We start from the raw sequence: 22,009 nt of genomic DNA on the forward strand, positions 1-22,009 counted from the left end.
CTTGTATGAAAACCCTGATTACCAACTTAAGAGGACAATGCCTCTTTAATGCCTCTATGAAAACCCAACCAGAAGGGCTAATTATCTTACATTATGGGAAACATCGAAAAACAGAATTGGACTCTTTCCTAAAGGGAGGCGAAATTAGAATTGATACCGAAGATCCCCATGATGCATTGAATCGGATTTTAGAGATTATAAGAGGGGCTAAAGTACATGGGGATGTTTATGTAGCCTTTGGTTCAGGAGATATTGGCCCTATTTTAAACTTTGCAGCTAACAAAGAAGAAGTATCCGGAATTTTCACCTGTTTTTCGGAGAAGGTAGTTAGACTCCCACCATTTCAATTGAAAATATCCAAGACCCGTCTTAAAATAATGGAAACACTTATCCAGAATGATTTTACAGCTGTTGAGATTGGTAAAAAAGTTGGGATATCCAGAGCAATGGTTTACAAACATTTGAACGGACTGATAGACCTGGGACTGGTTAAAAGATCTCCTTCAATGGAAAAGTACAGCATAACTGATGCCGGGAAAATGGCCATGACCTAAAACCATATTTCCAAACAAAAACTCCCTAAACCACCCATTTATTAAAATAGGAATCTAAACAATTATGTCTTAATTTTTATTATATTCGGATTATGCCTGAAATTCTTGTATTTACATTGATTATAATAATATATGATATGCAGAACAATCTACCTTAAATAAAATTTCAATCACTGATCAATACACCATGTTGAACAATGATTTAGTTAAAGTGGAAAAAAGATAAAAATAAAATAATATGATGAAGATATAATTTTCAGTCAGATAAATAACCTATGATGATTATGGAGTTATCATGTCCTTAACCGAAGAAAAACTAAATGATGTTATTATTCCATTGGATATTCAATTCTTAACTTGTAACTTGCCTTATCACTTAAAAGAACAGTTCCTGGGACAAAATAGTCCTCAAATTTTTGAACCTTCTTCATCATACACGGCTCAAAATCCATCTTTTGAGTATAGGATCGACATTCCTCATCATCAATTATTCCCTTCTTCACCAGTGCAATATACCGCATTTTTATTGTTTCTTCATTCAACAAAGGCATTTGATCACCTAATAATAACTTGTCCAAACTTGTATTTAAATTATTTGCACCAATATTTGAAAAATGTACAATAAATAATAGCATATACCCATAGAATATAAACAATGTTTATCTAAGCGGTGAATGTGATGAAAGAAAATGAAAAACATAATGAAATCGTGGGAATAGACGATGTAGACCGAGAAATTATTAATTTGTTCAACCAAGACGGTAGAATGTCTTATAGGAAAATAGCAAAGCGTCTCGATGTTTCCATTGGTACAGTGCATAATCGTATGGAAAAACTCACGAAAAACGGTGTAATCCAGAAATTCACACCAGTCATTGACCACAGCAAACTGGGTTACAACCTCACCACCATTATTGGAGTAAGAGTAAAGGGAGGGGTGCTGGAAAACTGGGAAGATCGCACTGCCTACCATAAAAACGTCCTCTGCATGTACGATGTTACTGGAGAATTCGATGCCATATTGGTTGCCCGATTCAAAGACACCAGCGAACTGGACCAGTTCATAAAAGGATTGCTCAAAGAACCTGATGTCCAGAGAACATACACCCAAACCGTACTTAACATTGTAAAAGAAGACCTAAGTTCAAGTAAAATGCTGTGATGAATTTGATCTGGTCAAAAAAGCAGGAAAATGATTCCAATTAACCATCACATTATTGATGTCTTTGGTTAGCATATAAATAATCTATAAAACTGTTATCTATGAAAGTACTGTTATCTATGAAAGTAACTGTTATCTATGAAAGTGGTTGTAAATAAAGACGATTAATCAATTAATCCATCTAATGGAGGCCTTAGCGTGATTTCCCTGGTTAACTCCCCAGAATACGCAAACCATCAAACTGGATCCCATCCTGAAAATCAACAAAGGCTGGAAGTGATGATTAACTACCTTAGAGAAAAAGGTGAAATGGAAGAACTAGATATCCACCAACCAAAGCCTGCCTGTGATGAGGATATCCTCAAAGTGCACAGTAACACCTATTTGAAAAGTTTAAAGGATTTTATTGGAAGTGGTGGGGGCTACATTGATTTTGACACTTATGCTTCCCCTAAAAGCTATGAAATTGCTAAACTAGCAGCAGGTGGTGCAATTACTGCTTCTAAGTTAGTTTTCGATGGTTATGATTTTGCCTATTCCCTGGCACGACCACCGGGCCATCATGCCACTGCAAGTAAGGCCATGGGTTTCTGTTTAATTAACAATCTGGCAGTGGCCCTTGAGTACATGCGAGATGAGTATGGTCTTAGAAAATTCATGATAGTGGATTTTGACGCCCACTATGGTAATGGGACTGCAGAAATATATTACCAGGACCCTAACGTTCTTTACATATCCATACATCAGGACCCACGCACTATTTTCCCTGGAAAAGGATTTGTTGAAGAAACTGGGAGTGGAATGGGAGAGGGTTTCAATCTCAACATACCCATGACCCCCGGTTCAACTACTTCCAATTATATTTACATACTGGAAAAAATCATAGAACCAGTTTTAAGAAAATTCAAAGCAGACTTCTATTTCCTGGATGTAGGCTTTGATGGTCATCAGGAAGATCCCCTTTCCAGTCTCCAATTGGATGATGATTTCTATCCATGGATAGCCAATCACATGAAGAATCTAACCAGCCAGATGGTTCTGATACTGGAGGGTGGTTACAGCACCGATGCCATGGCCCGCTCAAACCTGAAAATGATAAAAGTATTAAAGGACAAGGAGACCCATGAAGAATGGCAACCACCAGGGAAGATGGTGGTGAAAAATGAAACCAGAAAAATATTTAGAAGAATCCAAAACACATTTTCACCATTTTTCACATTTTAATTATCAAAAACCAAAATATAGATTTAAAAAAGAATTGAAGAATGAAAAATAGATTTATACCGGCACTTAAAAATAGGTTTATACGGCACTTTATGAGTTTTGAGGAGATAATAAAAATGGATAAAATTAGGTTCAAACAGGCCCAATCACTTCTTTTAGAATCAGGGAAATCAAAAAAAGGTACTGAGAAATTAAAAAATCCCCGCGAAGGCACTCTTGATCCAGTTGCCTATGCAGAAATTATAAACCAGGTTATAGGAACTGAAGAATTTGTTTACTCCAGCAGACCCACCCATAAACTCCTCCAGGAAGATGCTAAAGAATTTTGCAGCAATTTAATAGATATCCGGAACAAAATTGATGATATCCTGGCTGAATTTGGTGTTTTAGAAAAGAAAAATATTGAAGAAGAAGTTAAAAGGCTTTCAGAAAAATTCATCATACTCACCAGTAAGGGAAACTTCAAGAAGATTATAACCCGCTGGGGAGTAGAAGCCCAGAGAATAGTTGTGGCCGGAGTTCCCCTAGAAACTGAAGACATGCGTGTTCTTAACCCTAAACTTCCGGAAACAGCCCTTGAACCTGTAAAAAAGAAAATATCACATGTTAAAAATGATATTATTCGTAAAATGGATCAGTTTGACACCCAAGAGATGTTAGTAGTGGTTGAAAATGACAAATCCGGAGAAATCATGGCAAAACGGGCTGAAAATCTTTACGGAGCCCGGGTGATGATCAGGGATAGTTTAAAAAATACATCCATCCTTGAATTCCGAAAAGCTCTGGAAAAAGAATATAATCCATAATTTTCATTTATCCTTTCCTTTATCCATTAACCAGTGGTTGGTGATCATAGGTAATCATCTAATGAAAAAATCAAACCATAACTCTTTTTATGTTCCATAATTAATAACAAAATTAAGACCGTGTAAAATTATGTAAAATTCCCCAAAAAAGTAGGGAATATCAGAACGAAACCATCACCTACATGATAAAAAAAATCATTTCAAAAACTTCAATTAAAAATCCTTGGAAAAAGATAAAAAAAATTAAGACTTGTTTTTTATGTTTTTTCATTACACAAAAATACATTTATAGAACTCAGGGTGAAAAAAAATGGAACCACCGTGTTTACCAGATACCCAGGAAAAGTTACCTACCATCCCCGTGCACCTCACCAGAGTAGGGGTCAAAGGGGTCAAAAAACTCTTAAAGATAGAAAGGGAAAGTAAAAGACCCATAGTTCTTTTACCCACCTTCGACGCCTATGTGGATTTGCCCAGCACTCAAAGGGGCATCCACATGTCACGCAACCCAGAAGCAATTAGCGAAGTCTTGGAAGAAGCTGTCGAAGGCAGTGCAATGGAAGTAGAGTCACTGTGCGCTGAGATAGTGAATTTGCTCCTTGAAAAACATACCTATGCCAAGAGGGCTGAAGTCAGTATGAAGAGTGACTTCATGATCATGAAGAAGTCCCCGGTGACCAAACACAAAACCCAGGAAATGGTAAACATAATGGCCGATGCCATAGGCTACCGCACTGATGAAGGAGTGGTTATCCGGAAGATGATCGGAGCAGAAGTAGTGGGGATGACTGTATGCCCCTGTGCCCAGGAAACAGTGAAAGAAAGCTCCAAACAGAAACTCCTGGAATTTTTAGATGAAGAAACCACTGCAAAAGTCCTGGAAGCGGTGTCATTTGCATCCCACAACCAGCGGGGAAGGGGCAGTATCATGATCGAGGTACCCGCCCAGCAGATAATCAGGGGAGAAGACATTATCAAGATAATTGAAGACTCCATGAGCTCTTATGTCTGTGAACTCTTAAAAAGACCCGATGAACATGCGGTGGTGATTAATGCCCATGAACGTCCCATGTTCGTGGAAGACTGCGTGCGGAATATGGTGCAGAAGATTGTGAAAGAATTCTCCCACCTACCTGATGACACCCTAATAACAGTCCAACAGGTTAACGAGGAAAGTATACATCGCCATAATGCATTCGCTGAAAAAGTAGCTACTATGGGTGAACTTAAAGCCGAAATAACAAATGGTGGAGGAAATTAATGCAAATAAAAAAAATTGCCGGACAGATCATGGGCCAGTTGGAGGCCTTTGAAGGATCAAAAGCAGCCATGGACACCACCAATTTATTGATTGTTCGTGGAAGATCACGCCAGAGGATCCAGCCTGAAGAATTAAAATCCACCATCTCACAGATTCTGAAAGATTTAGGAACCAGAGAACTGGATATGTTTTCTGATGAAACTGCAGACATCTTCACTTTAATAGATGAACAGATCCGATCCCAGGTAGATATACATGGCGAAAGTGATGTATACGGAATATATCGCCTTAAAGAATCCTTTGAAAACATGAACTGCCATGCCGAGTATGGTATGGGCCTTTTAAATGATATTGCAGTATTCATTATTTTATGGAAAGATAAAAGTGGTGTGGGGCCCCTATTTGTGGAACTGGTGGTTTCCTATCTGGAAGAATAATGAAAAAGAATCCATGGGAGATTTAAATTTCCCTTAGAAATGATTATCCTGTAAAAAAAGGAATGATTATCTTAGAGATAAAAATAATCTGGTAACAGTAAAAGATAAAAATGTTATCCAAAGAAGAGTTAATTTCCCTGATGAGAGTGCAGGGTGCTGATGTTCTGCAACTGATGATGCAAGCCAATTCACTCCGCCAGACAGACAAAATAACCTATTCTAAAAACGTTTTTTTACCCCTGACTAATATCTGCCGGAACGACTGTGGTTATTGCACCTTCCGCCGTGAAGCGGGAGATCCTGATGCCATTCTAGTCATGCCCCCATCCGAAGTTCTAAAGACTGTCCAGGAGGCAGATGGTTATGAATGCCGGGAAGCACTTTTCACCTTTGGAGAACAGGCTGATGAAACACCACAAGTCAGTGCTGCCCTGAATGATCTGGGATTTAAGGATATGCTGGAATACCTTTACTATCTATGTGAAAAAACCCTGCAAAAGACTAGCCTCCTGCCCCATAGTAACCCTGGTGTACTTAAAAAAAGTGAGCTTAAAATGTTACGGGAGGTTAACGCCTCCATGGGACTTATGCTGGAAAATGTTAGCGCTAGACTCATGGAAAGCCCCGCCCACCATAAGAGTCCGGGTAAAGATCCTCAGTTAAGGATTAAAACCATTGAAAACGCCGGGAAACTGAAAATACCATTCACAACCGGACTTTTAATTGGTATTGGGGAGACTGTGGAAGAGAGAGTGGATTCTCTCCTGGAGATCAGGAGAATTCAGGATAAATATGGTCATATTCAGGAGATCATTATCCAGAATTTCAAATCTAAACCAGGTATTGAAATGGAATCCCACAGTGAACCTTCACTTCTGGAAATGATTCGGATGGTGTCAGTTACCAAGTTATTATTCCCGGATTGTAGTGTCCAGGTTCCCCCTAACCTTAACCGGAACACTGCCCAGATGTTTCTCCTGGCCGGGGCTGATGACTGGGGTGGTGTTTCACCACTCACCAGGGATTACGTGAACCCTGAAGCACCCTGGCCCGAGTTGGATGAACTCAGGAATTTAACCAGTCAACTGGGCTTCCAGTTGGAGGAGAGATTGCCCGTGTATCCCCAGTATGTTACCAAAGAATTTTTAAGCCCCTTTGTTCAGGAAAAAATATAAAAAAACAACTTCAAGGATTCTAAAATATTTTTAAGGGAAAATACTCAATTTGGGGAACACTAAAAACAGGTAAAAACTAGGAATCCTAATTTATTTTAATTCATTCCTTGAAAAAAAGACTGAAACATGTTTTATCAGCGGTTTTTATCTCCAGAGAACCTCTTAACTGCATGGTTAGGGTTTGAACAATCAGAAGTCCCAGGGTACCGGTGCTTTCAAGATCAAAACCTTCAGGAAGACCCACCCCATCATCGGCCACTTCCAGCAAATATCCTCCTGACATTTTGGAAAGGTTAATCTCTACTTCACCATTTCTATCCAGGGGAAAAGAATGCTTGAAACAGTTCGAGACCAGTTCATTAACAATTAGCCCCATTGATATGGCTGTGTCTATTTCCAGGAAAACATCTTCGCAGTTTAAATGAACCTTCACATCATCCTTTTTTTCCTTATGGAAAGTTGAAAGCATTTCCACCAGGCTTTTCAAATATTCTCCAAAGTCTATATGGGCCATATCCCCAGATTGGTACAGTTTTTCATGGATAAGAGCCATAGATCGGATACGATTCTTGCTTTCCTGGAACATCTTCAATGTTTCAGGTTCCCGAGTATATTCAGATTGTAGGCTCATTAAACTGGAGATTATCTGCAGATTATTTTTAACCCGATGATGAATCTCCCTTAATAATACTTCTTTTTCCTCCAGAGAAGCCTTAATCTGCTTTTCAGCCATGATCATATCACTAATATCTGCAAATGTGGCCATAACCCCCTGAATGTTATTATCAACATTTAAAAGCGGTGCGGTGGCCATCATAGTATAAATCTGTTCCCCATCGTTTCTTGCACATTCTAATTCAAGATCTGATTTAAATTCACCAGAAAGAACGTTATGCATGATATTTTCATACATAGTTCCTTTATTATCATTTAAAAAGGGTAATGGTTTCCCCAGAACTTCCATTCTCTTCCAGCCGAAAATGTTTTCTGCTGCTGGGTTCCAGAGGGATTTCACCCGACCATCCAGATGTAAATCAACGATTGCAAAAGGTGAAGCATTTATTATAGCCTCCAAATAGGTATTCACATCGTGTAAACGTTTTTTACTCTCAATTAAAGCGTTTTCAGCAGTTTTACGTTTAGTGATGTTTCTTCCAATTATTTGAATGGCGAATATCTTCCCTTCCTTTACAATAGGTGCGTGATGGACTTCAATATATTCAAAACCCCCATGTCCCTCTATTTTTATTTCCATTGGCTCAGTATGATTGCGTAAATAGTCCGTGATTTCCCCATTGTTAAATTGGTCACCCACAAAATCCCGGGCAATTTCATTGGCATCTTTACCAACAAAATCCTCCCTGGAAATACCACTGTCTTCTTCCAGCCGGTGATTTATATCCAGTACGTGGCCATCTGGATCCAAAACCATCATATAATCCGGGGATAATTCAAAAAGTGCCCTGTATTTTTTTTCACTTCGTGCCAACCTTTCTTCAGCCCTTTTCTTGTTTAAATGTTCTTCCGATTCCTTAAGAGCCCTTTTAACAGAATGACCTAACTTGGAAAGGTTGTGTTTTAGAACGTAATCTGTGGCCCCTTTTTTGAGCATCTCCACTGCGAATTCTTCACCCATCTGCCCACTGACAAAAATAAATGGAGTTTCTGGTGTGATCTCCTGAGCAATGTACATGGCAGATATACCGTCAAAGTGGGGAAGGGAGTGGTCCGCCAGTATGATATCTGGTTGAAACTCTGTTATGGATTTCCGGTATTCTTCTTCCTCCTCTACACAATGTGATTGAAAATTAATACCATCCCGTCTAAGTTCAGCCTCCATTAGCTCCAAATCCAATGGAACATCTTCCAAAATTAGAATACGAATATTACTCCCCACTTTATCACCCTGATTTCTCCCACACTTACTCCCCTCCCCAATTTTAACACCCTATGGGGGCTTGTTTATTAACATCCAGTATAATCCCATGGTAGAGACGGCTTCCAGGAAATCATCGAATTCCACTGGTTTACTTACATAACTATTCACCCCTAACTTGTAGCTTTCCACCACATCCTGATCCTCCTGTGAAGAGGTCAGAACCACTACTGGAATTTTTCGAGTCATTTCATTGGCCTTAATTTCCTTTAGAACCTCCAGGCCATCCACTTTAGGCATACGTAAATCCAGGAGTATCAATCGAGGTAAGTCTTCTGAATTCCTATCTGCAAACTTTCCCCGAGCATAGATAAAATCAAGTGCTTCTTCACCATCCTTAACCCAAACTAACCTGTTTGCCAAGTTTTTCCTTTTCAAAGCTCTCATGGTTAGCTCAGCATCAGTGGGATTATCTTCCACCAGGAGAATTTCCAATTCTTCCAAATTCATAAAATAATAACCCTCCACTACTCATGATGATCCAAGGTAGACTATGAAAACATTGAAATTTATATAAATATAGAGTTTGCAAACACACGGAAACCATAAATCATTATATCCCCTACGGTTACAAGTTCAACCCGTGTGGTTGTAAATCGTCGTCAATTAATATTTTAGAAAACATGATATTGGAATTTAAACGTTCCCCAGGACAATATTGGCCCATATAGCTTTTTATCTTCTTCTTTTTCATTGGTAATTATTTTCAGTGATTTCCCTGGAAATTCCCATAACTGCGTATATTTTGCCTTCATTATTCATTAAGGGTTTTAATCTGGTGTCCAGCCACACTTTACAGTCGGGAAAAATGAAAGGGCTTTTAACGCGCATTGAATTTCCAGTGTTAAAAACATTCTGGAGTGATCTTATTTGTCCATCAAAAGCCTGATTTGTGAAAATATCCTGCACTGGTTTACCTATAATTTCTTCTTTGTTGAGTTTCAGATATTTCAGTGAAGATTGATTGGCATAATCCACCATTAAATCTTTGTTTATGATGAAGATCATATCTTGAGCATTCTCTGCAAGAATTCTATAGTGTTCTTCGCTTTTTTTCAGCTTTAAATTGGATTCGTAACCAAAAAAAGCCATTTCAATTGCGAATTTAAGCTCGTTTTCATCGAAGGGTTTGATAAGGTAGGCCTGGGGTTGGGTGATCTTGGCTCCTTGAAAAGTTTCAGAATTACTGTAAGCAGTCAGATATATAATGGGAATTTCTTTATTTTTCCGGATAATCTTCGCAGCATCTATCCCATTCATACAACCTTTCAGCAGGATATCCATTAAGATCAGGTCCGGTTCAAGCTCCATTGCTTTTTTAACAGCATCTTCCCCAGAGGAAACTATATCTACCACATCGTAACCCCATTGAATTAGTTTTTTCTGGAGTTCCATTCCAGTGAGGGCTTCATCCTCCACTACTAAAATCTTGGGCCGCTGTGACATTAAATGACTCCGGGACAGTTATTAAATTAATCAAGACAACTATTTTTTTATGTTATTAACCACTATTATGTTTAACCAATATTATGTTTTTGGAATTTTAATGATGAAGTTGGCCCCATCATCCTCTTCCAATTTAATAGAACCTTCAGATTGCTCTACAAAGGTTTTAACCAGTTGTAAACCAAATGAATCAACAGTTTCAATGGATATGTGGGATGGGATTCCAACACCATTATCCGAAACCTTAATTACCATATCTTCATCCTCATTCATCACTTCCACCACAATTTCTCCCTGTTTTTCATTGGGGAATCCGTGTTTTATGGAGTTTATTACCAATTCACTTATCATTAACCCGGATAATACTGCCATATCCATATTCAAATGAACATCATCGGTTTTGGTGATTATGTTTACATTTTTGGCTCCGTGTGAGCGTGAAATATCATTCAGGATGCTTTCCAGGTATTCCCCTATATCAACGTTTTCGAGATCCGTGGATTGGTATAACTTTTCATGGACCATTCCAAAGGATCGAAGGTAACTGCGGCCATCTTTTAGTTTGTCCACCATCTCTTCAATAACATACTCAGAATGCAGCCGGTTAAGACTGGATATCATTTGCATATTATTTTTAACCCCGTTATAGACGTTTTTAATGGTTTTTTCCCGTGCATCGAGGGATTGTCTGGTGAGTTGTTCTGCTTTTTTGAGTTCTGATAACTGGGACTGGAAATCATTTTCAAGTTGGGTGATGGTTTTTCTTTTTTCTTCAAGGTCATCCCTGATTTCTTGAATGGTTTTTTCAGCCTTGATTCGCTCGGTTATTTCAAGATTCAGATCATGGGTGATTTTTTCAAGCTGTTTCTCCTTAACTTCCAATTCATTTTCCAGCTGTTTCCGTGATTTTTCCAATGAATTTTTCAGGATTATAAAGTCTTCAATCTCTTTCTCCAGTTCACTGATGAGAGATAGGGCTTTCTCTGTTTTATTAACCTGCATTTCCAGGTCAAGAGATTTTTTCTCTAGATTTTCTTCAGTTTTTTTTCGGATACTTCTTTCTGCAGCCAGAGCTCTGGATGATTCCTTATAATCTGCTTTTATTCTCTGTATTTCATCTTCCAGAAGTTTCATGTCTCTTTCCAGTGCAAACTCCCGGTTCTGGGAATTATTAAGTTCATCTTTTTGACTTTGGATGGTTTCTTTGAGTTTCTGGAATGTTTCTTTGAATTCCTTATCCATATCCTCATTTAATTTTTCAAGAGCGCCTATGGTTTGATCTTTATCCTCTAATCTAGACTGGAATGATTTTTTAATTTCATTTAATTCCTTGTTTTTTTCATTGATTGAAAGGCGTAGATTATTCAGATTGTTCTGAAGCCCTTCAATCTCCTGATGATGGGAAGTTACATCACGTCCCACTGACTGATATTCTTCGATGTTACCATCATTATCATACTTGGCCTGGGTAACCCATTGCCACCATCTTAATTCCCCACTGCCAATTTTTAAGGGCCCTTCCATGATTTTGATGGGGTTTTCCTCATTTAAGGATTTCAGTTGAATTTTCAGTTTATCCTTATCTTCAGAGGATAATGAAAACACGGGATTGACTTCATCTTTTAAACCGAAATAATTATAGTATGATTCATTGGCGAAAGTGAGTTGGAGATCATGGTTGAATCTGCATACAATTTCACTTTGATCATCAACCACCGAACGATACAGTTCCTGGTTTCTTTTTAAATCCTCTTCTCTTTTTTTAATATCAGTAACATCATTCAAAATTAGAATTATGCCATTAAATAATTTGTATGATCTTATTTCAACAAATGAGTAGATTTCATTCTTTTGGAAGCTTTTAATGACATTATGGTGGTTTCTTGTTTCCAGTGTTTTCAGGCACATTAACTCCAGTTCTTCATCCCACAGTGATTTAACAGAATCTGGAAGGGATTTGCCAAGCACATCTTCCTCAAAACCTAAAAGTTCCCCAATACGGTTATTGGAGTATATACATTTTAGGTCAGCGTTATACACCATTAAGGCCCCATCTACTGTTTCTAAAATTTTTAGATATCTTTCACTGGTGTCTTTAAGATATTCTTCCATTTTTCGGTGCTCAGTGATGTCCTGGAATTGAATAAGATATCCATCAGGAATTTCATCCAGTTTAAGTGGACTTATATGGATATTAAGATATAAAAATTCTGATTTGATTGTTTTATTAAATCCAAGTTCATTTAACTTTTTCCAATCGAATTTGGAGTCAAAAATAACCTTTTTACCTTTTTTTAGTCTATCTATTTCTTCAGATTTAAGTTTGAAATCTGTAAATAGGTTGAACCTTTCAAGATGATCAAAGGATGAGGCACCAAAAAGACTGAAGCAGGCTGGGTTGGCATCTAATAAGTTTCCATTCGCATCAAATATTTCCATTGCTAGGGCCTGGGAATAAATTTTTCTGAATTTTTGTTCCCGTTCCAGGAGTGATTTTTCATCCTTCACCTGCTGACTTATATTCTGGAATATGATGCTGGCCCCTATAGATCCCTGATTTTCTCCACCAATAGAAGTAATAGTGTACTCTATATGAATTTTATTCCCAGATTTATGTTTTAAAATTGATTTAGATGTTTTAGGACTCCCATCCCCAATAAATTCATCTAAATATTTCTGGATATCCTCCTGGTCTTTAATTTCTTCCAGGGAGAAGACCTCGGCCAGTTCTTTAAATACAATCTCTTCTTGACCAAAACCAGTTAAATTAGAAGCAAACGAGTTTATATATTTTATAACACCATTCGAATCTATAACTATAACTCCGGAGTCTTTTAATTTGTTATCCAGACGTTGCCCAATCTCATAAAACTTTTTTTCAATTTTATGATCATATAATGCATTTTCAATTTTATCCTGTAATTCATTTTCTTCAAATGGTTTGATTATGTAAGCAGTGGGGTTGGTGAATTCAGCCCTTTTCCGGGTTTTTACATCCCCGTAGGCAGTTAAATAAATGATTGGAATATCTCGAATGTTTTTAATCTCATTGGCAGCATCTATCCCATCACCCTGACCCTTAAGCATTATATCCATCAAAATTAGATCCGGTTTTATTTCTTTAGCCTTTTTAACCGCATCCTTACGTGAAAAAGCAAATGATGGAACTTCATACCCCCATGTTTTTAGTTTTCTCTGGAGCTCCATTGCAGTGAGCCCATCATCCTCCACCACTAAAATCTTTGCTGCTGACATAACCCCCACCCTCCTTAAAAAATAAAAATACAATATTGATGACAATATTGTTTGACATTATCAATACATTATGTTCATTCATCTTATTTATAATTTAAGATATGAATATTGAATCCCAGATAATCTCCAGTATTAAACATAAAGTATGCTAGATTCCTTGGTTTCCCAAGAAAATATTTAGTAATTAAATCGGAGAGAAACCCACATTAATATCGTTCAAAATGTAATAAATCCTCCAAATCACGCCTTGGAGGAGGATAAGGTTTTTCGTCAGGATAACCCATGGGAATAAGTGCCACCGGCCTTATATGATCTGGTATCTCCAATAACTCAATGACTTGTTGTTCATTAAAAGCCCCAACCCAACATGCACCCAAACCCATTGCATGGGCCATGAGCAGCATGTTCTCTACTGCACATGAAACATCCTGTAAGGAGTAAAGCTCTGCCCCCCGCTTACCGTAAACCCCACCAGAAACACGCAAGTTAACACATGGAATCATGACCATCGGTGCTTTAGCTATGAATTCACGCAGGTAGGCTGCTTCAGAGAGTTTTTCCCGGGTTTGGGCATTTTTAACCAGAATCAACTCCCAGCTCTGCAGGTTACCTGCAGAAGGTGCCCAAACCCCGGATTTGATGATCTTCTCAATTAAGGATTCATCCACATCTTCTGTTTTAAACCGCCTAATGCTTCTTCTCTGACTTATGGCCTCAAAAACTTCCATATCACCATCCCCTGCAACCCATGTCCTACAAATCTCAATTTTTAAATATCTGGGCATCCACCACCATGTGGTAAACCCCAGGAGAATACTTCTTTATAACCCTCTGGTTTAATATATCCACGTTAAAATCCTTGGCTGCTTCCCTAATTCTATCTGACGGCCTTATATACTTCAATTTATCCGGAACAGATTCATGGTAATGGATGATCCCTTCATCCTTGATTATATCCATGGCCACATCAAGGTACTCATCAGTATTCCCAATATATCCCATTAAAACCCGGTCAGCCATATTACGTGGTGCCACATCCCGACAGTTGCCCAGAATAGGCTCAACCACATCCAAAACCTGGTTGAGTTTTATGTTTTCCAAAAGGTAACCATGGGCCACCGGGTTTATCTCCACAGCATATATTTTTTCAGGATTTCCATGCACAGCCATTGGCATGGTGAAATAACCAATACCTGCAAACATATCCACTACAGTCTCCCCAGGCCTTACCAGTTGCCCCATTCTCTTCCTTTCCGTGGTGTTTCCCTTGGACCACATTATCCGGGCCACATCCAGTTTATATTGGCAATGATTTTCCCGGTGAACGGTTTCAGTACCCTCACCTAAAATTATCTCCACTTCCGGTTCTCTCTTAGGTCCATTTATTCTGCCCAGACGCACTGCCCGTTTAACTCCAGGAATATTCAGGAGTTCCTGGGGCCTATCCACATGATTCTTTAAAACCAGAATGTCACCAATGACCTTACCTTTCATGGTTATATATTGGAACTCCAAGGAGGTATAAAATTAATGGGAAACTACCCCACCAAGTAGTATAGTAATAAAATAAATTGGATGATGATGAGGGTCCCAAAAGTGGTGGTAAGATTAATTTGGTTAATTTATGAAAGTGTCCCAGAGCATTGCAGTAACATAGAATTTGTTGAAATGTACCGATCTTCGATCCACGTTTCAGTACCCAAGGTTCGCCCTTATAAACCATTCAGGAGGAATACTTCCCCTGATTGATGATAAAAAGAGAATTTTCCAGTGACAGCTTATAAACTATAAAAAATAAGGGAAAACACTTATATAGGCCGGGCATATAAAAGAAGGACAGAAAACTGGTAATTAGATTGAATTTAACCAGCAAGATTAAGCAATATTTATATACCATGAATCTTAAAGTAGCAACTAGAAAGCTATTTTTAATCTTATGTTTTTTTGAGGTGTATTCTATGAATGATGAAAATCGACTTAAAGGCACTACAACTGTTGGTTTAACCTGTAAAGACGGAGTTGTTTTTGCTACCGAAACAAGAGCTACCATGGGCAACCTCATAGCCCACAAAGTAGCCGACAAGATCTTCAAAATAGATGATCACATTGGAACCACCATTGCCGGTGCAGTTTCCGATGCCCAGAGCCTGATGAAATACATCAGAGCAGAAGTGGCACTCTTCAGACTCCGAAATGGTAAAAGAATCAACGTAGAAGCCGCAGCCACCCTCACCTCCAACATCTTACACTCATCAAGGGGTTATCCCTTCTATGTACAGACACTCCTGGGAGGAGTGGATGATAAAGGCCCTGCCCTTTACTCCCTGGATCCCACTGGAGGAGTAATTAAGGATCTTATGATTTCCACTGGCTCTGGTTCACCAGTAGCCTATGGTGTCCTGGAAGATCGTTACAGTGAAGACCTGTACGTGGAAGAAGGTGTAGATGTGGCCATTCGAGCCATTAAATCTGCCATGGAAAGGGATGCTTACTCTGGCAATTCAATCCTGGTAGCCACCATTACTGAGGAAGAAGGATTTAAAAAATTATCCGAGGAAGAGGTAAACCGAAAAATAAAAGAACTTTAACTAATTTTTTATTAACAAATTAAATTTAACCAGAGCCCCCATGGGCTCGAACTATTTTCTATTTTTCTAGAAGTGATGTTATGGGTTCAGAGATTCAAGAAATTAAAAACACAATAGTACAAAGATTACCCAGCCGAGTTCAAGTGGCAAAAGTGGAATTTGAAGGTCCGGAAGTGGTGATTTACACCAAAAATCCGGAAATAATCACCGAAAATGGTGATCTCATCCGTGACCTAGCCAAGGACATTCGAAAACGTATTATTATCCGTTCTCACAAATCAGTGCTCACCGAGCCCGAGGAGTCCATTAACCGTATCCACAGCATAGTCCCTGACGAGGCCAAGATCACCAACATCTCCTTTGACGATGTGACCTGTGAAGTCATAATCGAAGCAAGGAAACCGGGACTTGTAATCGGAAAATACGGAGCTACATCCCGTGAAATTGTTAAACAAATCGGATGGGCTCCTAAAATATTACGTACACCACCTATTTCTTCTGAGATTATCCAAAGGATCAGACGGACACTTAGGAAGAACAGTAAAGAGCGTAAAAAGATCCTGCAAGAGTTGGGGAATCATATCCACCGACCAGTATCCATGGAAAATGAATGGGTACGAATCACCGCCTTGGGTGGTTTCCGTGAAGTAGGACGCTCATGCTTATTCATGCAGACATCAAACAGCAAGATATTGCTGGATTGTGGGGTTAACGTGGCAGGTAAAGATGATAAAAGTTCATACCCTTATCTTAACGTCCCTGAATTCGTCTTAGACGATCTTGACGCAGTTATAATATCCCACGCACACTTGGATCACTCCGGATTCTTACCATACCTTTACCATTATGGTTATGAAGGACCAGTGTACTGTACAACTCCCACCCGAGATCTCATGACCCTTTTACAGATGGATCATATTGATATCGCCCACAGGGAAGACAACCCCTTACCTTTCAACGTGAAACACGTTAAAAAGAGCATCAAACACACCATAACCTTAGACTACGGGGAAGTTACTGATATCGCACCGGACATCCGACTCACACTACACAACGCCGGACACATCTTGGGTTCAGCCATTACCCATATGCACATTGGTGACGGTCAACATAACTTTGTTTATACCGGAGATTTCAAGTACGAACGTAGCAGACTCCTGGAACCTGCTGTAGCTAAATTCCCCCGTATAGAGTCAATGGTAATGGAGAGCACCTACGGTGGGCACGAGGATGTGCAGCCCACCCGGAACGATGCCGAGAAAGATATTGTCAAAACTATCTACAAAACCTTGGAACGTAAAGGTAAAGTTTTAATCCCTGTTTTTGCCGTGGGAAGAGCTCAAGAGATGATGATTGTTTTGGATGAATACATCCGCCACGGAATCATTGATGAGGTTCCGGTTTACATTGATGGTATGATCTGGGAGGCCACCGCCATCCACACTGCCCGACCAGAATACCTCAGCAAAGACCTCCGGGACCAGATATTCCATATGGGACGTAACCCATTCATTTCTGATGTTTTCCATAAGGTTAACGGTATTGATGAACGGAAAGATATTGTGGAAGGCGATCCATCCATCATACTCTCTACCTCAGGTATGTTAACCGGTGGAAATTCAGTGGAATACTTCAAATGGTTATGTGGAGATGAAAGGAATTCACTGGTCTTTGTAGGATACCAGGCTGAAGGATCACTGGGACGCAGACTGCAGAAAGGCTGGAAAGAAATACCCATCAAAGAAGAGGGTAAAACCAACGTTTACAATGTTAAGATGGGTATTAAAACCATTGAAGGATTCAGTGGACACTCTGACCGCAGGCAGCTCATGGACTACGTGCGTCGCATAAGTCCCAAACCCGAGAAGATCCTGATCTGTCACGGAGATAACTATAAAACCCTGGATCTGGCCAGCAGTATCTACCGGAGTTACAAGATCGAAACCAAAACTCCCATGAACCTGGAAACCGTTCGAATCCAGTGAAAAATAAATTTCCAATATCTTTTATTGGAAGGGATAGTGGGTTAATTGACCCACATTTTCATATTTTTTTTTAACCATATTGTCTATAAACTTTTATTAGGTCCACGACCAAACCATATATTAAATTGACTTTTATTGTTAGTCTTATCTAGGTGATTTTTCATGGTAACCTATTCAGAATCAGGGGTAGACATCGACCTGGAAGAGGTCACTGTCAGCGCCCTAACTAAAAAACTAAAGAAAACCCTCCAATTTCAGGATGTTATAACCGAAAGCGGTCACTTCGCAGCTCTAGTTCGCCTGGGAAACCAGGCCCTGGCCATGAGCACCGACGGTGTGGGAAGCAAGATCCTGGTGGCGGAGATGATGGACCAGTACGATACTGTGGGTATTGATTGTGTGGCCATGGTGGTCAACGACCTTATCTGCGTGGGAGCCCGTCCCCTGGCCATGGTAGACTACTTGGCTGTGGAAAAACCAGACCCGGAAGCAGCCAGCCAGATAGGAGAAGGACTGGCCGAAGGATGTCGCCAGGCCAATGTGGCTATGATCGGAGGAGAAACCGCATCTCTACCTGGAATTGTGAAGAATTTTGACTTGGCAGCCACTGGTATTGGGCTGGTGGACCTGGATGGAATAGTCGCTGGGGATAAAATAGCCGAAGATGATGTTATTCTAGGTATCCAGAGCAGTGGAATTCATAGCAACGGTTTAAGTCTGGCCCGTAGGGTTTGCTTTGAAGAAGCAGGTCTTAAGGTGGATGATTTCCTCCCCACCAATGAAAAGGTTACAGTGGGGGAAGCATTACTGGAACCCACCCGTATCTATGTGCAGGCCATCAACCAGTTACTGGAAAAAGTGGAAGTTCACGGCCTGGCCCATATAACCGGAGGCGGTTTCACAAACCTTAAACGGCTTAAAAAAGGAATCAGTTACCTTATTGATGACTTGCCAACACCCCATCCATTATTCCAGTTCATTGCATCCCAGGGAGTGGAAGTTGAGGAGATGTACCGAGTTTTCAATATGGGCATTGGATTTGCAGTCATTTTACCACGGAAAAATGCCACTGAGGCCATGGAGATCATAGGGAACCATTTCCCAGTTCAGATCATTGGAAAAGTTTCCGAAGACCCTGAAGAGAAGGTTGAAGTTAAAACCTTCCAGGGAGGATGGATAGAACTGTAAATAAACTCAAATTTATTCCATTTAATTAATAATACAATTTTTTTATATAATTTAATTAGTATTAATGGATATTTTGTAGAATTAAGGGATATTTGATTAAACTTATAGGAAGGTGAATACATGAACATTACTCCAGAACAGGAATTATCTTTGATCATTGAGATTTTAACCCAGCTAGACGTACCAGCAGAAGAAGCATCTATAGTCGCCGAAGTGACCCTGGACGCGGATCTTAAGGGTTTCTCATCACACGGAATTGGCAGATTCCCCCAGTACATTAAAGGACTGGAATTTGGCACCATCAAACCCCAAACCAAGATAACCGTTGAAAAGGAAAGTGCGGCCACTGCAATGGTAAATGGTAATCATGGATTTGGACATGTGGTAACCTACCGGTGTATGGAACTGGCCATCCAGAAGGCTAAAGAAACCGGGATTGGAATGGTGGGTATTCACAACTCCAACCACTTTGGGGTGGCTGGTTACTACTCGGACATGGCCCTGATGGAGGACCTCATCGGGATCATTACTGCCAACACCGAACCCGCAGTGGCCCCTGTTGGTGGGAAAGAACCCATACTGGGAACCAACCCCCTGGCTATCGGAATACCCTCTGGCAGCCATTACGTCTCCGTGGACATGGCCACATCAGCCTCAGCCCGGGGAAAACTATTGGAAGCCAAACGCAGGGGAGAATCCATACCCGAGAACGTGGCCCTGGATGCAGATGGAAACCCAACCACCGACCCTGCTGAAGCACTTAAAGGGTCAATACTACCTTTCGGAGCTCATAAAGGATACGCCCTTTCATTCATGATCGAGATAATGGCCGGACCACTGGTTAATGCCTCTTTTGGTAAAGCAGTCACTGGAACCGCCAACCCGGAAGTTCCCTGTACCAAGGGAGATCTCATCACCGCCATTGACCCCTCTAAATTTGTGGATGTGGAGGACTTTAAAGGTGATGTTGATGATTTGATAGCTGAAATAAAAGCCACACCCAACGTTATGATACCCGGTGACTTTGAAGTTATGAATGTGAAACGCCACCAGGCCGAAGGCATACCACTGGATGAAACCCTCCTCCAGCAACTCCGGGAAATAGCTAGCAAGGTAGATGTAAATGTGGTGAGCATACTGGGAGAATGATTTCCCAGTGGATTAAACTGGAAAGATTAAAGGAAGCACCCTATAAACCATGATTGGTAAAAAAGGAGATAAAATCCATGGACAGCAGCCAGGCAGTGTTTGAAGGACTGAAAAAAGCAGGAATCAATTTCGTGGTGAGTGTGCCTTGTGTCAACCTGGGGAAAGTCATGGAAATGGTGGACTGCGACCCGGATATCACCCATGTTCCTGTAACCCGGGAAGAAGAAGGATTCGGGATTGCAGCCGGAGCCTATATGGGTGGTAAGAAACCAGCCATCCTAATGCAGAACTCTGGATTGGGAAACTCAGTGAATGTCTTGGCTTCTCTTTTTAAACTTTACCAGTTCCCCATACTAATGATCATCAGCCACCGAGGTACTGAGGGAGAATTCATGGGAGCCCAGATCCCCATGGGAGAAGCCACCACTGGAATACTGGACACCCTGGAAATCGCCTACATCAATCCTAAAAAACCGGAAGAAGCACTTAAACTCATACCCGAATCATGGTTACTGGCAGAATTAGGTGGATCGCCACTGGGCATACTCCTGGAGATTAGCTTCTGGTAGAAACGGTTTCCATTGAATATAATTGAATATAATGTGCTCTAAAAAAGAGATATGATTTAATAAAGGGAGAATTAGGAAGATGGAAAGAATAAAGGCTCTGGAACAGATCACCAAACAGCTGAAAGACGAACTGGTTATCTGCAATATCGGATTCCCTTCAAGAGAGCTTTATCATGTTAAAGACTCTTCTAAGCATTTTTATATGATGGGATCAATGGGTATGGCTTCATCCATTGGCCTGGGACTGGCCATAGCTCAGGATAGGAAGGTGATTGTTTTCGATGGAGACGGATCACTTTTAATGAACCTGGGCAGCCTGGTGACCATCTACAACCAATCCCCTGAGAACCTGGTGCTGGTGGTTCTGGACAATGAATGTTACGGTAGCACCGGTAATCAATGCACCTACTCCTCCACCACCAACCTTAAAAAGGTGGCAGAAGGAGTGGGTTTTAAGAACACCGTTTTTTACCAAGAGTCCCCGGAAGTTGAAATTGATTTTGCTCCCGTTCTAGAAATGGAAGGACCTGTTTTCGTTCATGTGAAAGTGAAAGCAGGCAACGCAAGTGTACCAGTGATCCCCTTGGAACCCCCGGAAATCAAAGAACGGTTCATGAGGGAAGTGCAGGGAAACTAAAAAATCGTTTTAAATCCCCTATTTACTGCCCCCCTATTTACTGCCTTTATTCACAATTACCCTATAATTTAAACTGTCTTCCCGCAGAAAATGCCTTTCCTACCAGTTCACCCACACCATAATAGGACTGATTATCAGGACTGTAAATTAATGGTTTTATTTTTTTAATTAAAGACTCATCATCGGATATCAATGATTCATCCACTTTTATATCTTTTATTTCCCCTATGAACTGGGTGTGCAGTCCTATCTTCACTGATTGTTGTAATTCACATTCCAGGATGAAGGGAAACTCACCTACGTAGGGTGCATTCACCACTTTACTTTTAACTGGGGTGAGTCCTGTGGCCTGGAATTTATCCACATCTTTTCCAGAGGCTATTCCAAAGTAATCTGCTTCCTTCACCTGATCCTCAGATGGGATGCTTATGGTGAAGGCCTTACTATCCATGATACTGTGATAAGTATAGGTGGCCTTCCTTAATGAGATGGCTATGCAAGGTGGAACAGAACAGCAGATTCCACCCCATGCTGCAGTCATAGCGTTAGGTTTTCCTTTCGAATCATAAGTCCCCACCACAAAAACCGGGGTGGGATAGGTTATGGTTTTGGCTCCCAATGATTTTTTCATATTAAA

21 protein-coding genes are annotated in these 22,009 nt (G+C 40.2%); 13 read left to right on the forward strand and 8 right to left on the reverse strand.

All coding sequences use genetic code 11. The features are described 5' to 3' along the window. Positions 1 to 5: 5 nt before the first annotated feature. Complete coding sequence (locus tag BK009_RS07625) at positions 6 to 554, forward strand: ArsR family transcriptional regulator (protein WP_100905566.1); 549 nt, start codon at positions 6 to 8, stop codon at positions 552 to 554. A 329-nt stretch (positions 555 to 883) separates the two neighbouring features. Here the strand turns inward: BK009_RS07625 and BK009_RS07630 are convergent, their stop codons facing one another. Then, a complete protein-coding gene (locus BK009_RS07630; protein ID WP_100905565.1) occupies positions 884 to 1,105 on the reverse strand; it encodes a hypothetical protein in 222 nt (73 codons plus the stop codon). Positions 1,106 to 1,233: 128 nt separating this feature from the next. On the opposite strand from BK009_RS07630, the gene BK009_RS07635 reads away from it, so the two are divergent. From BK009_RS07635 to cofG, 6 genes are all read left to right on the forward strand, one after another. After that, on the forward strand, positions 1,234 to 1,716 hold the full coding sequence (locus tag BK009_RS07635; protein WP_100905564.1) for an Lrp/AsnC family transcriptional regulator: 483 nt from the start codon (positions 1,234 to 1,236) through the stop codon (positions 1,714 to 1,716). A 198-nt stretch (positions 1,717 to 1,914) separates the two neighbouring features. After that, on the forward strand, positions 1,915 to 2,940 hold the full coding sequence (locus BK009_RS07640) for a histone deacetylase family protein (protein ID WP_100909332.1): 1,026 nt from the start codon (positions 1,915 to 1,917) through the stop codon (positions 2,938 to 2,940). A 116-nt stretch (positions 2,941 to 3,056) separates the two neighbouring features. Then, complete coding sequence (locus tag BK009_RS07645) at positions 3,057 to 3,746, forward strand: DUF2100 domain-containing protein (protein ID WP_100909333.1); 690 nt, start codon at positions 3,057 to 3,059, stop codon at positions 3,744 to 3,746. A gap of 310 nt (positions 3,747 to 4,056) precedes the next feature. Then, positions 4,057 to 5,007 carry a GTP cyclohydrolase MptA gene (gene mptA / locus BK009_RS07650; protein ID WP_100905561.1) on the forward strand — a complete coding sequence of 317 codons (951 nt, stop codon included), beginning with the start codon at positions 4,057 to 4,059 and terminating at the stop codon, positions 5,005 to 5,007. After that, positions 5,007 to 5,444, forward strand: coding sequence for a DUF2120 domain-containing protein (locus tag BK009_RS07655; RefSeq protein ID WP_100905560.1), 438 nt, complete (start codon positions 5,007 to 5,009; stop codon positions 5,442 to 5,444). Before mptA ends, BK009_RS07655 begins: the two co-directional genes overlap by 1 nt. Positions 5,445 to 5,554: 110 nt before the next feature. Next, the gene (gene cofG, locus BK009_RS07660; RefSeq protein ID WP_100909334.1) at positions 5,555 to 6,619 is read left to right on the forward strand and encodes a 7,8-didemethyl-8-hydroxy-5-deazariboflavin synthase subunit CofG; all 1,065 of its coding nucleotides are present in this window, start codon (positions 5,555 to 5,557) and stop codon (positions 6,617 to 6,619) included. A 100-nt stretch (positions 6,620 to 6,719) separates the two neighbouring features. Here cofG and BK009_RS07665 read toward each other — a convergent pair whose 3' ends face one another. From BK009_RS07665 to BK009_RS07690, 6 genes are all read right to left on the reverse strand, one after another. Beyond that, entirely contained in the window at positions 6,720 to 8,516 is a 1,797-nt protein-coding gene (locus BK009_RS07665; RefSeq protein WP_100909335.1) for a PAS domain S-box protein, read from the reverse strand. Between the two features lie 51 nt (positions 8,517 to 8,567). Further along, positions 8,568 to 9,005, reverse strand: a complete 438-nt coding sequence (locus BK009_RS07670) for a response regulator (RefSeq protein WP_100909336.1) — start codon at positions 9,003 to 9,005, stop codon at positions 8,568 to 8,570. Between the two features lie 240 nt (positions 9,006 to 9,245). After that, positions 9,246 to 10,001, reverse strand: coding sequence for a response regulator (locus BK009_RS07675; protein ID WP_100909337.1), 756 nt, complete (start codon positions 9,999 to 10,001; stop codon positions 9,246 to 9,248). Positions 10,002 to 10,082: 81 nt separating this feature from the next. Continuing rightward, a complete protein-coding gene (locus BK009_RS07680) occupies positions 10,083 to 13,256 on the reverse strand; it encodes a PAS domain S-box protein (protein WP_100909338.1) in 3,174 nt (1,057 codons plus the stop codon). A gap of 206 nt (positions 13,257 to 13,462) precedes the next feature. Continuing rightward, positions 13,463 to 13,984 carry a nitroreductase family protein gene (locus BK009_RS07685; protein ID WP_100909737.1) on the reverse strand — a complete coding sequence of 174 codons (522 nt, stop codon included), beginning with the start codon at positions 13,982 to 13,984 and terminating at the stop codon, positions 13,463 to 13,465. A gap of 34 nt (positions 13,985 to 14,018) precedes the next feature. Next, entirely contained in the window at positions 14,019 to 14,750 is a 732-nt protein-coding gene (locus BK009_RS07690) for a class I SAM-dependent methyltransferase (protein WP_100905554.1), read from the reverse strand. A gap of 464 nt (positions 14,751 to 15,214) precedes the next feature. Between BK009_RS07690 and psmB the strand changes: the two genes are divergently transcribed. From psmB to comE, 6 genes are all read left to right on the forward strand, one after another. Next, positions 15,215 to 15,844: an archaeal proteasome endopeptidase complex subunit beta gene (gene psmB, locus BK009_RS07695; RefSeq protein ID WP_100905553.1), complete on the forward strand. Its 630-nt coding sequence runs from the start codon at positions 15,215 to 15,217 to the stop codon at positions 15,842 to 15,844. Positions 15,845 to 15,924: 80 nt separating this feature from the next. Then, positions 15,925 to 17,829, forward strand: coding sequence for a beta-CASP ribonuclease aCPSF1 (locus BK009_RS07700; protein WP_100905552.1), 1,905 nt, complete (start codon positions 15,925 to 15,927; stop codon positions 17,827 to 17,829). Between the two features lie 162 nt (positions 17,830 to 17,991). After that, entirely contained in the window at positions 17,992 to 19,017 is a 1,026-nt protein-coding gene (gene purM / locus BK009_RS07705; protein ID WP_100909339.1) for a phosphoribosylformylglycinamidine cyclo-ligase, read from the forward strand. A 120-nt stretch (positions 19,018 to 19,137) separates the two neighbouring features. Next, a complete protein-coding gene (gene comC, locus BK009_RS07710; RefSeq protein WP_100909340.1) occupies positions 19,138 to 20,166 on the forward strand; it encodes an L-sulfolactate dehydrogenase in 1,029 nt (342 codons plus the stop codon). 77 nt (positions 20,167 to 20,243) lie between these two features. Further along, positions 20,244 to 20,735, forward strand: coding sequence for a sulfopyruvate decarboxylase subunit alpha (gene comD, locus BK009_RS07715; protein WP_100905549.1), 492 nt, complete (start codon positions 20,244 to 20,246; stop codon positions 20,733 to 20,735). Positions 20,736 to 20,814: 79 nt separating this feature from the next. Then, positions 20,815 to 21,372 carry a sulfopyruvate decarboxylase subunit beta gene (gene comE / locus BK009_RS07720; protein ID WP_100907028.1) on the forward strand — a complete coding sequence of 186 codons (558 nt, stop codon included), beginning with the start codon at positions 20,815 to 20,817 and terminating at the stop codon, positions 21,370 to 21,372. A gap of 61 nt (positions 21,373 to 21,433) precedes the next feature. Here comE and BK009_RS07725 read toward each other — a convergent pair whose 3' ends face one another. Further along, positions 21,434 to 22,003 (reverse strand): flavin reductase family protein, encoded by a 570-nt coding sequence (locus BK009_RS07725; protein WP_100909341.1) that lies wholly within the window; start codon positions 22,001 to 22,003, stop codon positions 21,434 to 21,436. Positions 22,004 to 22,009 lie beyond the last annotated feature (6 nt).

Origin of the sequence: Methanobacterium subterraneum (genome assembly GCF_002813695.1) — an archaeon.
Taxonomy (GTDB): domain Archaea; phylum Methanobacteriota; class Methanobacteria; order Methanobacteriales; family Methanobacteriaceae; genus Methanobacterium; species Methanobacterium subterraneum.

Bases quoted from the DNA above. Each gene is read 5' to 3' on its own strand.
- BK009_RS07625 (WP_100905566.1), top strand. From the start codon at position 6: ATGAAAACCCTGATTACCAACTTAAGAGGACAATGCCTCTTTAATGCC.
- BK009_RS07630 (WP_100905565.1), bottom strand. From the start codon at position 1,105: ATGCCTTTGTTGAATGAAGAAACAATAAAAATGCGGTATATTGCACTG.
- BK009_RS07635 (WP_100905564.1), top strand. From the start codon at position 1,234: ATGAAAGAAAATGAAAAACATAATGAAATCGTGGGAATAGACGATGTA.
- BK009_RS07645 (WP_100909333.1), top strand. From the start codon at position 3,057: ATGGATAAAATTAGGTTCAAACAGGCCCAATCACTTCTTTTAGAATCA.
- mptA (WP_100905561.1), top strand. From the start codon at position 4,057: ATGGAACCACCGTGTTTACCAGATACCCAGGAAAAGTTACCTACCATC.
- BK009_RS07655 (WP_100905560.1), top strand. From the start codon at position 5,007: ATGCAAATAAAAAAAATTGCCGGACAGATCATGGGCCAGTTGGAGGCC.
- cofG (WP_100909334.1), top strand. From the start codon at position 5,555: ATGTTATCCAAAGAAGAGTTAATTTCCCTGATGAGAGTGCAGGGTGCT.
- BK009_RS07670 (WP_100909336.1), bottom strand. From the start codon at position 9,005: ATGAATTTGGAAGAATTGGAAATTCTCCTGGTGGAAGATAATCCCACT.
- BK009_RS07675 (WP_100909337.1), bottom strand. From the start codon at position 10,001: ATGTCACAGCGGCCCAAGATTTTAGTAGTGGAGGATGAAGCCCTCACT.
- BK009_RS07680 (WP_100909338.1), bottom strand. From the start codon at position 13,256: ATGTCAGCAGCAAAGATTTTAGTGGTGGAGGATGATGGGCTCACTGCA.
- BK009_RS07685 (WP_100909737.1), bottom strand. From the start codon at position 13,984: ATGGAAGTTTTTGAGGCCATAAGTCAGAGAAGAAGCATTAGGCGGTTT.
- BK009_RS07690 (WP_100905554.1), bottom strand. From the start codon at position 14,750: ATGAAAGGTAAGGTCATTGGTGACATTCTGGTTTTAAAGAATCATGTG.
- psmB (WP_100905553.1), top strand. From the start codon at position 15,215: ATGAATGATGAAAATCGACTTAAAGGCACTACAACTGTTGGTTTAACC.
- BK009_RS07700 (WP_100905552.1), top strand. From the start codon at position 15,925: ATGGGTTCAGAGATTCAAGAAATTAAAAACACAATAGTACAAAGATTA.
- purM (WP_100909339.1), top strand. From the start codon at position 17,992: ATGGTAACCTATTCAGAATCAGGGGTAGACATCGACCTGGAAGAGGTC.
- comC (WP_100909340.1), top strand. From the start codon at position 19,138: ATGAACATTACTCCAGAACAGGAATTATCTTTGATCATTGAGATTTTA.
- comD (WP_100905549.1), top strand. From the start codon at position 20,244: ATGGACAGCAGCCAGGCAGTGTTTGAAGGACTGAAAAAAGCAGGAATC.
- comE (WP_100907028.1), top strand. From the start codon at position 20,815: ATGGAAAGAATAAAGGCTCTGGAACAGATCACCAAACAGCTGAAAGAC.
- BK009_RS07725 (WP_100909341.1), bottom strand. From the start codon at position 22,003: ATGAAAAAATCATTGGGAGCCAAAACCATAACCTATCCCACCCCGGTT.